The 12,827-nt window shown below is 63.4% G+C and carries 6 protein-coding genes; 4 read left to right on the top strand and 2 right to left on the bottom strand.

Annotation, left to right across the window (positions count from 1 at the left end; all coding sequences use genetic code 11):
- The first annotated feature begins 1 nt into the window (after position 1).
- From P6U29_RS38345 to P6U29_RS38335, 3 genes are all read left to right on the top strand, one after another.
- A complete protein-coding gene (locus P6U29_RS38345; RefSeq protein ID WP_407115286.1) occupies positions 2 to 790 on the top strand; it encodes an ABC transporter ATP-binding protein in 789 nt (262 codons plus the stop codon).
- A 91-nt stretch (positions 791 to 881) separates the two neighbouring features.
- On the top strand, positions 882 to 2,720 hold the full coding sequence (locus P6U29_RS38340) for an AMP-dependent synthetase/ligase (protein ID WP_407115285.1): 1,839 nt from the start codon (positions 882 to 884) through the stop codon (positions 2,718 to 2,720).
- Between the two features lie 81 nt (positions 2,721 to 2,801).
- Positions 2,802 to 4,001, top strand: a complete 1,200-nt coding sequence (locus P6U29_RS38335; protein ID WP_407115284.1) for an ABC transporter substrate-binding protein — start codon at positions 2,802 to 2,804, stop codon at positions 3,999 to 4,001.
- Between the two features lie 158 nt (positions 4,002 to 4,159).
- Here P6U29_RS38335 and P6U29_RS38330 read toward each other — a convergent pair whose 3' ends face one another.
- Together P6U29_RS38330 and P6U29_RS38325 are read right to left on the bottom strand one after the other, a co-directional pair.
- Entirely contained in the window at positions 4,160 to 5,275 is a 1,116-nt protein-coding gene (locus P6U29_RS38330; protein ID WP_407115283.1) for a lysozyme inhibitor LprI family protein, read from the bottom strand.
- 84 nt (positions 5,276 to 5,359) lie between these two features.
- Complete coding sequence (locus P6U29_RS38325; RefSeq protein ID WP_407115282.1) at positions 5,360 to 6,094, bottom strand: transglutaminase-like cysteine peptidase; 735 nt, start codon at positions 6,092 to 6,094, stop codon at positions 5,360 to 5,362.
- Between the two features lie 620 nt (positions 6,095 to 6,714).
- Here P6U29_RS38325 and P6U29_RS38320 point away from each other — a divergent pair.
- The gene (locus P6U29_RS38320) at positions 6,715 to 12,723 is read left to right on the top strand and encodes a VCBS domain-containing protein (protein ID WP_407115281.1); all 6,009 of its coding nucleotides are present in this window, start codon (positions 6,715 to 6,717) and stop codon (positions 12,721 to 12,723) included.
- The last annotated feature ends 104 nt before the right edge of the window (positions 12,724 to 12,827 follow it).

The raw sequence follows: 12,827 nt of genomic DNA, 5'->3' as shown, positions 1-12,827 counted from the left end.
CATGGATGCCGCCGTGACCCCGGATATCATCCTCAAGCTCTCCAACATCGAGAGCTATTACGGGCCGATCATGGCGATCCGCGGCATCTCGCTGGAGGTGCCGCGCGGCCGCATTGTTACGCTGCTCGGGGCGAACGGGGCCGGCAAGACCACGGTGCTGAAGACGATCTCGGGCATCCTCGATCCGCAGAAGGGGACGATCGAGTTCATGGGCAGGCCGATTCAGCGCATGGAGGCTGACCGGATCGTGCGGCTCGGCCTCAGCCATGTGCCGGAGGGGCGCGAGGTGTTTCCGTTCCTTTCCGTGCGCGAGAACCTGATGATGGGCGCCTATCCGCGCAAGGACCGTGACGGCGTCGTGGAGGATCTGGAGCGCGTCTACGGCTATTTCCCGCGCCTGAAGGAGCGCATCGACCAGCCGGCCGGTCAGCTCTCCGGCGGCGAGCAGCAGATGCTGGCGATCGGCCGCGCGCTGATGAACCGGCCGATGCTACTGCTGTTAGATGAGCCCTCGCTCGGCCTGTCGCCGCTGCTGGTGAAGGAGATCTTCACCATCATCCGCCGGGTCAACGAGGAGCAGGGCATGTCGATCCTCCTGGTCGAGCAGAACGCCAAGGTGGCGCTGGAGACCGCGCATTACGGCTATGTGCTGGAGATCGGCCGGATCGTGATGAACGACAGCTGCGACCGCTTGATGCATTCCCAGGACATCCAGGAATTCTACCTTGGCGCCAAGGAAGCGGGCGCACGCGGCGAGCGGCGCTGGAAAAAGAAGAAGACGTGGCGGTGAGGAAGAGCTGGCAGTAAAATGAGCTTGTCATCCGCAAGATAGACCGCCCGCAAGGCAGGCAGCGGAGGCAGGCGACAGGGAGGAGAGGCGCATGGCCCGACCGGCGGTGCTGACGGTCGCTGATACGATCGCAAAGAGCTTCTTGCGCGCCGCGGAGACGCGGGGCGATCGGCCTGGGATCCGCGAGAAGAAGTTCGGCATCTGGCAGCCGACCAGCTGGCGCCAATGGCTCGCGATCTCGAAGGAGATCGCCTACGCGCTTCGCGCCATCGGCTTCATGCCCGGCGACGTCGCCTCCATCATCGCCAATGCCGTGCCCGAATGGGTCTATGCCGATATGGGCATATTGTGCGCCGGCGGCGTCTCCTCCGGAATCTATCCGACCGATTCCTCATCCCAGGTCGAGTATCTCGTCAACGACTCCGGCACGAAGGTGATCTTCGCCGAGGACGAGGAGCAGCTCGACAAGATCCTCACCTGCCGCGTGCGTTGCCCGTTCCTGCAGAAGATCATCGTGTTCGACATGGAAGGCCTCAGCGGCTTCTCCGACGACATGGTGATGTCGCTCGACGAGTTTCGCGCGCTTGGCCGCAATCACATGGTCGGCCGCGAGGCGCTGTGGCAAGAGATGATCGACAGCCGCAGTGCCGGCGATCTCGCCATCCTCGTCTACACCTCAGGTACGACCGGTCCGCCCAAGGGCGCGATGCACGCCAACCGCAGCGTCACGCACCAGATGCGGCATGCCAACGACTTCATCCCGGCACGGGAGGACGAAGACCGGCTGATCTTCCTGCCGCTCTGCCATGTCGCCGAGCGCATCGGCGGCTATTACATCTCGGTCGCGCTCGGCTCGGTGATGAATTTCGCCGAGAGCCCGGAAACAGTGCCGGACAATTTGCGCGAAGTGCAGCCGACCGCCTTTCTCGCTGTGCCGCGGATTTGGGAAAAATTCTATTCCGCCATCACCATCGCGCTGAAGGATGCAACGCCGCTGCAGCAATGGGTCTATCGCCGCGCCATCGGCATCGGCTATCGCATGGTCGACTACAGGCTCGAGGGCAGGGCGCCGCCGCTGTCGCTACGCATCGCCTACCGCATCGCCTACCAAGTCGCCTTCCGCAACATTCGCCGCATGATCGGGCTCGACCGCTGCCGCATCGCCTTCACCGGCGCAGCGCCGATCGCGCCGGAGCTGATCCGCTGGTATCTCGCGCTCGGCATCGACATGCACGAGGTCTACGGCCAGACCGAGAATTGCGGGGTCGCCACCATGATGCCGGCGGACAGAATCAAGCTCGGCTCCGTCGGCACCGCGGTGCCATGGGGCGAGGTCGCGCTGTCGCCGGACGGCGAGATCCTGATCAAGGGCGACTTCCTGTTCATGGGCTATTTGAACCAGCCGGAGAAGACCGCGGAGACGATCGATTCCCGCGGTTGGCTGCACACCGGCGACGTCGGTACCATCGACAATGAGGGCTTCGTCCGCGTCACCGACCGGATGAAGGACATCATCATCACCTCCGGCGGCAAGAACATCACGCCGTCCGAGATCGAGAACCAGCTCAAATTCTCGCCCTATATCTCGGACGCGGTCGTGATCGGGGACAAGCGGCCCTATCTCACCTGTCTCGTGATGATCGACCAGGAGAACGTCGAGAAGTTCGCCCAGGATCACGACATTCCCTTCACCAATTATGCGAGCCTGTGCCGGGCGAGGGAGATCCAGGATCTGATCGGGCGCGAGATCGAGCAGGTTAACGGCAACTTCGCCCGTGTCGAGACCATCAAGAAGTTTTACCTGATCGAGCGCCAGCTCACCCCGGAGGACGAGGAGCTGACGCCGACCATGAAGCTGAAGCGCGGCTTCGTGAACAAGCGCTACGCCGCCGAGATCGAAGCAATGTATCGAGAGCGCGCGGTGGCGTGACGAGCCTGCCGATTCAAGAAAGCGAAGGGGCTGTGGCCCTCGCCCTTCGTCCAACACGGGCCTTTAGAAGAGGAGACGTCAATGTCGAAGTCGTTCAGCGCATTCGGCCTTGCTGTGAGTGCCGTGGTGCTCACCTGTCTGCCGGCCGGAGCGCAAACCAAGGTCACCAACGAGGGCATCTCGGCGACCGAGATCGTCATCGGCACTCACCAGGACTTGTCGGGTCCGATCAAGGGGTGGGGCGTCCCGGTCGCAAACGGCATGAAGATGGCGACCGAGGAGATCAACGCATCCGGCGGAATCAACGGCCGCAAGATTCGACTGGTCGTCGAGGACAGCGGCTATGATCCGAAGAAGGCCGTGCTGGCGTCGCAAAAACTGATCGAGCGGGACAAGATCTTCGCGATGGTAGGGCCGATGGGATCGCCGACGGTGCTCGCCGCGCAGGACATCCTTTTCGACGCCGGCGTCCTGCAGCTCTTCCCGCTGACGGCGGCCGAGTTCACCTTCAAGTTCGATCCGGCCAAGCCGCAGGAGCGATTGAAGTTCAACAATCTGCTGCCCTACGTCGAGAGCACGCGGGCCGCGCTGAAATACATGATGGAGTGGAAGAACTTCAAGAAGCCCTGCATCATGCATCAGGATGACGAGTACGGTAAGAACGTGCTCGATGGCTTCAACCAGCAGCTCACGGCCATGAAGATGCAGCCGGCCTCGATCACGAGCTACAAGCGCGGCGCCTCCGATTTCAGCGCCCAGGTCGCCAAGATGAAGTCCGACGGCTGCGACCTCGTCGTGCTCGGCACCGTGCTCCGCGAGACCATAGGGGCGATGACCGAAGCCAAGAAGCTCGGCTGGGACGTCACCTTCCTCGGCGCCACTCCCACCAACGTGATGGAGGTCCCTGCGCTGGGCAAGGACGCCGTCGAGGGTCTCTATGCCGCCAGCGGCTTCGAGATTCCCTATGAGGACACGGCCAAGGGCAAGGTGAAGGATTGGCTCGTCAACTACAAGAAGATGTTCGGCACGGACGCCAACACGCAGGCCATCATCGGCTACAATGCGATGATGACGTTTGCGTTCTACGCGAACAAGGCTGGCAAGGATCTGACGGGCCAGAAGATGCTGGACGCGCTCGAGTCGGGCGAGAAATTCCTCGACATCTTCAACTCGCCGCCGACCAAGTTCTCCAAGACCGACCACCTCGCCAACACCATCACCCAGGTGCAGCAGGTCAAGGGCGGCCGCTGGGTGCTGGTGAAGGACAATCTGATGTTTTGATGCTTCTTCGCCTCTCCCCGCCTGCGGGGAGAGGCCGGAATTTGCGGAGCAAGTTCCGGGTGAGGGGGAGTCTGCGCGAGTCCGTCTCTCACCGTCTGTGCGGAAGCAGCCCCTCACCCCAACCCTCTCCCCGTAAGAACGGGGAGAGGGAGAGGCACCTACGATCCCCCGCCTGCCGTCCCCGAATTCACCGGCGCCAGCTCGTCCTCCCGGCAGCGCCAGCCGTCGGCGGCTTTCACGAAGGCGAAAGTTCGCTGGATCCGCAGGCGGCGCGTGACGTTGAAGGCTTCTGCGGAGCGCTCCTTGTTGCCGCTTCCAGGCTGCGGACGACCCGTCCTCCCGTCCCAGCAGGTCCCGGTGCAGGTGGAGGCGACTTTGCTGCACATGGTGAAGGGCGCCAGCACGGCCATCTCGATCTCGCCCGTGACCTGCGCCTCCTGCTCTGTCACCTGGCTGTCGAGCGCATAGACGCGGTTGATGCGCAGGAAGTTGCCGCAGGAATTGGCCGCATGGATTCGCGCGGCGCAGAAATCGACCGCGTCGGTGTCGGGCGAGCGGGCCGCGACCTGCCGGCCGAACACTTTTTTGGGATCGCCCTTCGCCGCGCGGATTTCGTCGCTCTTGCGTTTCATATGGTCGGCGAGGCAGTCCTCCGCGGATTCCAGCTCTTGCAGCGGCACGTTCTCCTTGCCGACCAGATTGCATTTGCGGTCGCGCTCTCGCGTCCACCTTCCATATTCGGCGAAGGCAAAGCGCGCGGCGGTCGGGTCCAGCTTGCCGATCAGACCAAGCACCTGGCCGTTGAGCTCGCTTTCGGCAAGCGCCAGCGACGGGTCGGCGCAGATCAGCGCGCCCGCTGCGGTGTTGGCCGCGAGGCAGTCGAAATCAGGGTCGCGCACGATGGCGGCGCGCTCCTCGGTGACCTTGAGCAGGCACCCCTTGACCCGGTCGAATTCGTCGGCGCGGATCGCGGTCTGGCCGACGATGCCGCAGCTGAGGTTGCGCTGGCGGATCCAGATCGCATTCTCCTCGATTGCGGGCAGGCGATCGGGCAGGCGGGCGAGCCGCGCCTCGATCGCGATGCTCAGCTTCTCGGCGGCGGCGGCAAGCTCGGCGTCACCGCAGAACAATTGGTTGCCGGGGTCGCGAATCTGCTGGCAGTTGTTCTTGGCAAATAGCGGCAGCCTGTCGGCGAGCGAGCCGTCGGATTCCGCGGACACGGGCGCCGCCGAGAACGCCAGCAGCGCAAGCACAAACAGCACGATGACCCGCATTCCAGTTGCCCCCACATGGAAGGTTCCATGCTAGCGTCTGGGATCGCGCGGCGAAATGGGTTTGTGGTGGGAGTGCAGCCGAGGTTATGAACGCGCCTCGCCGGCCGCCATCGAGACCTGCACCGGTTCGTCGACATACTTCATCACCGCCGACTGGTAGAGCACGAACAGCGGCTGGTAGCTCCGCGCCCCATCGTCCCGGACCATCGCCATGCGGCGATTGTCGAGCATCAGCCACTGGCCGTCGAGCTTCGCTGCGGCAATCGCGTGCTCCTCGCCGGCCCTGACGTCGCGCACCACGACGATGCGGAGGTCTTCAGCGGCAACGCCCGCCAGCCGCAGCGCGGCTAGCTTGGCGATGGCATAGTCCTCGCAATCGCCGGCGCCGCGCGCGAAGGTCGCAAGCGGCGAGCTCCAGACGTCGTCGGTGCCGTCATTGGCGGCGTGGATCGCGAGGTTGACGGCGCGGTTGGTCTCGCCGAGGCGCGCGCGGCCGTCGCGGGCGCGGGCCTGGTCGACGATGGCGAGCAGCCTCAAGGCCGCCGGGGATACGCAATTGTCGCGGTCGCCGTCGCACAACACGAGCTGCACCATGTCGTCGTCGAGCTTGTCCTTCAGTGCGGACCATTTCTGCTGCAGGCTGCCGGACGAGATGGCGAAGGCGAACACGCCGAACGGTTCGGCGGATTTGCGCACGAGGACGCCGGCACCCGGCGACAGCAGCGTGCCGGCGCGAAGCTCGGCGGCCGATCCGAGCAGGACCAAGCCGCACAAGACAAGGATTGCGCGCCAGGCGCGCGAGCGAGCAGCGGTCTCCATCTGACATCCCCTTCCCGGGCTTCACGAGATGCTCTCGATCTCGACGTGCCGGGGCTTGTTGCTTTCGCGGAGATAGTGCGAGACGGGCCGTTTTGTTCTGCTTAATGCGCCCGGCGGGGGCCCCAAAACCGGGTGACAGGCTGAAACAGACCTGCCTGAATTGCGTAAAATTTTACGATTCGGTGGCTAGGAGGGGCCTCGCAGCCGCGAAATCGAGCTAGTTGCAGGCAGAAGTTGTGAGACTGCCGATTCTGCCTCCTATGGCTAACAGCCCGCTATTTCACGGGTTCTGTTAGTTAGGTCACAGATTTAGCCCCGTATTTGCCGCAGGATGCTGCAGGGCACCACGAAGGAAAGATGACCCAAGTATCTGTTCTACCAACTGTACGATAGATGACTTTGTGTAAGGGGAAATGCGTGCATCTAAGCCTGTTTCGACCTCAGAATGCTTGAAATATTACTTCGTCTTGTCTGGGAAGGCGCCGCCCTGCGGCGGCTACTATGGCCAAGTGACGCGAAATCACACAAGCAATAGACGGTTTCGCTAAGGACTTGGTAATGCTAAGCAAGCTTAGGCAGTCGATACTTACTTAGATTTTAACCCTTTTTACGGTGCCCGATTGAACTACGCTGGTAAATTTGACGCCGCGACCTCCTTGAACGGCGAGGGTTCCAGCGCGTCCGCCTATGTCCATGCCGATTCCTTTGCGGCCAAGCCCTTCATCGCAAAGGCGCATGGTCATGTGCCTGATGGCGCGTTCGTTGTTCCCGACCCCAACCTGATCTTCAACGGCGAGTTCAAGCGCGCCGGCCTCGATCTCGTGCTGTCCCACGAAGGGCATGAGTTCGTGATTCACGACTATTTCAGGGGCGACAAGCGCGCCGCGATCGCCTCGCCCGACGGCGCCCACCTCACCGGCGACATCGTCAACGCCCTCACCGGCCACGTCCAGGTCGCCCAGGCCGGGCCCGGGGCCGCCGCGGCTCAGGTCATCGGTCACGTCACGAAGCTCGTGGGCAGCGCGACCGCGATCCGCAACGGCGTCTCGGTCATCCTGAACAACGGTGACAATGTCGAGAAGGGCGACGTGGTCTCGACCGGCGCCGATTCGACGCTCGGCATCACCTTCATCGACGGCACCGTGTTCGGCCTGTCCTCCAATGCGCGGATGGTGCTGAACGAGATGGTCTACGACCCCAACGGGTCGAACAACTCCTCGCTGCTCAGCCTGGTCGCGGGCACCATCACCTTCGTTGCCGGCGAGACCGCCAAGCACGGCGACATGAAGGTCGACACGCCGGTCGCAACCATGGGCATCCGCGGCACCGCGGTGCTGACGCAGATCAACTTCGTCGTTCCCGCCGGCGGAGGCGATCCGCAGCCGCAGGCGAGCTTCCAGGTGCTGGTCGAGCCGAATGGAACGACGGGCTCCTACATCCTGTTCGACAAGATCACGCTGCTGCCGATCGCGACGGTCAACCAGGCCGGCCAGATGATCCAGATCAGCGGCGGCAACGTCTCGATCTCCAATGCGCTGATGTCGCCGGAGGTGCAGAAACTGATCACGGACGTGTTCACGCTGAAGTTCACCGACAACAACACCAATACCAAGCTGACCACGAACTTCACCGACACGATCACACCGTTCGGCCAGGACCTTGTGTTCAAGTCGGGATCCGGCCCCGTCGTCATCGCGACGTTCGTCAACCTCAATCCGCAGGGACAGGACAATCCCGGCACGTCCACGCCGACCGTCGTCCGCATTCCCGGCCAGCCGATTGCTCAGAGCTTCGATCTCGGCGGCAATGTGAAGACGGCGTTCGCGCTGACCGAGCGCGCGGACACAACGGGCGATACGCATGCCGACACGATTTCCGGTCTGATCAGATTCGTCGATCAAAATCTCGGCGACCGGCCGTCGGTGAGCGTGAGCCTCGCCGAGGCACCGAACTATGTCTACAAGAATGCCGGCCAGCAGGACGTCACCGGCTCGCTCACCGCGCTCCAGAAGCAGGACATCGCGGCGACGCAGATCCAGATCAGTGTCGTGGCCGACCCCGCCAACAACAACAACGGCTCGGCGGTCTGGACCTACACGATCCCGGACAAGGTCTTCGACTTCCTGGCGGCCGGCGAGACGCTGACACTGACCTACATGGTTCGCGTCGACACCAATTTCGCGGTGAGCCCCGAGAGCGCATTCATCCCGATCACCATCACGATCACGGGAACGAACGATAAGCCCACCGTGGCGACGTCGGGCGGAACCGTCATTGAGAAGGTCGGGACTGGCAACGAGGCCCTGGACACCATCACGGGCACGGTCACCTTCACCGACGTCGATCTGACGGACCGGCCGATCGTGAGCGCGGCGCTCTCGTCGACCCAGCCGTTCAAATATCTCGATGCGCAAGGCCACGACATCACCGCGACGCTGACGCCGCAGCAACTCGCCGCGATCGCTGCCGTCGAGGTGCCGCTGACGGTGGTGCAGGGCGCGGGGAACGGCAACAACGGCTCGGCCACCTGGACCTACAGCGTTCCCGACCATCTCTTTGATTTCCTCGCCGAAGGCGAGACGCTGACCCTCAACTATGTGGTGCAGGTCGATGACGGACACGGCGGCGTGGTCAGCACGCCGATTACGGTGTCGATCAACGGTGCGGACGTCAATGTCGAGGGCACCAACGACGTGCCGACGATCGTCGAAGACTCCACCACCTCGACCGGTGCGGTGACCGAGGATGCGGCGGCCACGCTCACCGCGAACGGCACCATCACCTTCAACGATCCTGATCTCACAGACACGCACACCGCGAGCTTCGTCCTGAAGTCGACGAATTCGAGCGCGCATCTGCCCGGCTTCAACGACGGCACCTCGCATATCGGCACGTTCGCGCTGGCGGCGGTGAGCGAGAGCCCCGGCGTCAGCTCCCGCGGGTCTGTCGGCTGGACCTTCACGATCGACGACAACGATCCGGTGCTGCAGTCGCTGGCCAAGGACCAGACCATCACGCAGGTCTATACCGTTACGATCGACGATCATCACGGTGGGACGGTCACCAAGGACGTCACGGTCACGATTACCGGCACCAACGACGCCCCGACCATCACGAGCGATGCAGATGCGGCCACGGGGAGCGTCACCGAGGACACCGGCGCGACGCTGTCGACCGGTGGGACGCTGGCGATCCAGGACCTCGACCTAATCGACACGCACACCGCGCAGGCCGCGTTCAAGTCGGCGACGTCGAGCGCGCATCTGCCGGGCTTCGACGGCAACACGCCGCTCGGGACCTTCACGATCGATCCGTCGGTGGCCGAATCCAACAGCGACACCAGCAATGGTGCGACGCTGGGCTGGCACTTCACGCTCGACAACAGCAATCCGGTGTTGCAGTCCCTGGCTGAGGGGCAGACCATCACGCAGGTCTATACCGTCACCTTCACCGACAACAACGGTGCGCAGGTATCCCAGGACGTCACGGTCACCATCATCGGCACCAACGACGCGCCCACGATCACCAGCGATGCAGCAGCGGCCTCGGGGAGCGTCAGCGAGGATGCCTGCGCCACGCTGTCGATCGACGGCACGCTGGCGATCCAGGATCTCGACCTGATCGACACCCACACGGCGCAGGCCGTGTTCAAGTCGTCGACATCGAGTGCGCATCTGCCGGGCTTCGACGACGACACGCCGCTCGGCACTTTCACGATTGATCCGTCGGTGCACGAATTCAACACCGACACCGATATTGGTGCGACTCTGGGCTGGCACTTCAGCCTCGACAACAGCAATGCGGTGCTGCAATCGCTGGCGCAGGGCCAGACCATCACCCAGGTCTACACCGTCACCTTCACCGACGATCACGGCGCGCAGGTTTCGCAGGACGTCACCGTCACGATCAACGGCGCCAACGACGCGCCGACGGTCACGAGCGGCGCCGACGCGGCGGCGGGCGCGGTCACCGAGGACGAGGGCGCGTCGCTGACGACCGGCGGCACGCTGGCAATCCAGGACCTCGACCTGATCGACACCCACACGGCGGAGTGGTCGTTCAAGTCGTCGTCCGTCAGCACGGATCTGCCGGGCTTCGGGACCGGTTCGCATATCGGCACTTTCTCGATCGATTCGTCGGTGACCGAATCCGGCAGCGACACCAGCAACGGCGCGACGCTAGGCTGGCATTTCACCTTGGACAATGACGATCCCGTGCTGCAGTCGCTGGCGGAGGGGCAGACCATCACTCAGGTCTACACCGTCACGTTCGACGACCAGCATGGCGGCAAGGTTAGCCAGGACGTGACCGTCACGATCACCGGCACCAACGATGCGCCGGCGGTTTCCTATGTGACGTCGGACTACATGAATTTCGACGGCCAGACGATCGCCGTCGGCGAGGTGCCGACTGCGGCCACTGATGACGTGACGCTGGACGGCTGGGTCAACTGGAACGGCACAGCAGATGCCGGTCACGGCCAGATCCTGTTCTACAACGGCAACACCTCGACCACCGGTTTCGGTCTCCTCGGCACCGTCAACACGGATGGCACGATGGAGCTGCAGATTCTCGCTGGCGGCCGCCAGATCGCCGATACCGGCTTGGCGCTCACGGCGTCGCAGTGGCACAACATTGCGCTGACCCGCGAGAACGACACCTTCAAGCTTTATCTCGACGGGCACCTCGAATATTCGCATTCATGGACGGTCAACCCGATCGACCGCAGCCCGTCGAATCCGTCGGCGTCCTACATGATGATTGGTGCCGCAAGCGACTCAGGCGCGGCGGGCTTCGGCGCGGAAGGTTTCTTCGGCGCGATCGCCGATGTCAGCGTCTGGACCACCGCGCTCACGCAGGCGCAGATCCAGTCGATCGATTTCACCGCGCTCACGGGCAGTGAGACCAGCCTTGCTGCCTACTATCAGCTCGGTGACGGCAGCGGGAACTCCGCCTCCAATGCGGTCAATCCCGCCAAGAGCCTCACGATCGAGGGCGATGCGGACTGGGCCAGCGGCACCTCCGGGCCGGGCGGCGCCGTTGCCGATCTGATGGAAACCAATGCCGGCCAGCTTGCGCACGGCATGCTGGCGGTCTCGGACGTCGACGCCATCGATCACGTCACGGTGTCGGTCAGCCAGCTGCAGGTCTCTCTCGATGGCGTGCTGCAAACCGGCAATGTCGGCGGGCTGTCGCATGAGGCGCTGTTGAACTATCTCAGCGTTCCATCCGGCGACATCCTGAACGGCACCGCCACTCACGCGCAGTTCACCTGGTCCTTCAACTCGCAGGGACAGGCCTTCGACTTCCTCGCCGACGGCCAGACGCTGTCGCTGCAATACACGATCGTTCCGTCGGATGCTCATGGCGCCGGCACCGGTGGGGTCGTCACCATCAATATCGCAGGCAGCAACGACGCGCCGACGCTCGATAATGCGACGCTGGCTTCCGTCGCCGGCAACGACAGTGATCCGAGCGGAGCTGCGATCAGCAGCCTGTTCACGGACAAGTTCCACGACGCCGATGCCGGTGCGACGTTCAAGGCCGTCGCGGTAACGTCCGACGCCGCCACCGCCGGGCAGGGCGTCTGGCAATACGAGCTCGCCGGCACGGATCAATGGGTCGATATCGGGCCGGTCAGCGACACGACCGCGCTGGTGCTGAGCCCCGATACGCTGATCCGGTTCGTGCCCGCGAATGGCTTCAGCGGAACGCCGGGCGCGCTAGGAGTCCACGCACTCGACGACACCTATATCGGCGCCATCACGACTGATCTCTCGATCGCGACGATCGATCTTTCGGTCACCGGCACCGGCGGCAAGACTCCGGTCTCGCAGGATCTCACCACCATCGGCACGGCAGTGACTGCTCCCGCCGACGGCCCGGTCATCAACACCGAGAGCTTCCAGGTCGAGCACGTTATCGAGAACAACAGCGACATCATCACCGATCTCGTGGTCACCGAGGCCGGCGCTGCGACCCATGACTTCACCGTCACGCTGTCGACCGCACATCCGGGGCTCAGCCAGGTCGACTTCTATCCGGCGTCCGGCTCTCTCGACGAGATCAATCTGGGCTTCGAGACCGGCGCCACCTACAATCCGACGGGCGCCAGCTCCGATCCCGAAGCCCGGCCGCCGAACACCGATCAGATCACGCTGACGGTGACGGACCAGACCACCGGCCTGTTCGATACCGTTCACTTCATCTTCAACGAGGCCGGCGACACCTGCCAGGGCGTCACACTGGTAGGCACCAGCGGCAAGGACGTCATCTTCGCGACCGATACGAACGACACGCTGACCGGCGGCGGCGCCAAGGATCAGTTCGTGTTCGCGCCGGGCTTGATGTATGACAGTAACGGGCAGCCCGTCACCGATTTCTCGCACACCATCACCGATTTCACGGTGGGCCTCGACAAGATCGACCTGCGCCAGTTCTCGGACGTGAGCTCGATGAGCAGCCTCGCCATCACCCAGCAGCAGAATGGCGACACCCTGATCACCTGGAATCAGGAGGTCACGCTGCAATCCGGACCGATACAGGAACACGAGTCGCTCCTGCTTAAGAACGTGATTGCCGCAAATCTTCAGGCCAGCGATTTCATCTTCGGCACGCATGTCACGTGAGAACATCCGGCTCTTTCGGCCAATCGGCACATAACCTGACCGCGGCAAAAAATTCATAATCTACCACCGTCAGGGAATAGCCAATCGCGCGCCGACGCTCCATG

The sequence above is a fragment of the Bradyrhizobium sp. LMG 9283 genome (assembly GCF_045571415.1).
GTDB lineage: Bacteria > Pseudomonadota > Alphaproteobacteria > Rhizobiales > Xanthobacteraceae > Bradyrhizobium.
Note: the sequence above shows the minus strand (reverse complement) of the source record. Positions and strands in the feature narration are given on the sequence as shown.

Coding starts and splice junctions, on each gene's coding strand:
- P6U29_RS38335 (WP_407115284.1), top strand. CDS start 2,802: ATGTCGAAGTCGTTCAGCGCATTCGGCCTTGCTGTGAGTGCCGTGGTG.
- P6U29_RS38325 (WP_407115282.1), bottom strand. CDS start 6,094: ATGGAGACCGCTGCTCGCTCGCGCGCCTGGCGCGCAATCCTTGTCTTG.
- P6U29_RS38330 (WP_407115283.1), bottom strand. CDS start 5,275: ATGCGGGTCATCGTGCTGTTTGTGCTTGCGCTGCTGGCGTTCTCGGCG.
- P6U29_RS38345 (WP_407115286.1), top strand. CDS start 2: ATGGATGCCGCCGTGACCCCGGATATCATCCTCAAGCTCTCCAACATC.
- P6U29_RS38340 (WP_407115285.1), top strand. CDS start 882: ATGGCCCGACCGGCGGTGCTGACGGTCGCTGATACGATCGCAAAGAGC.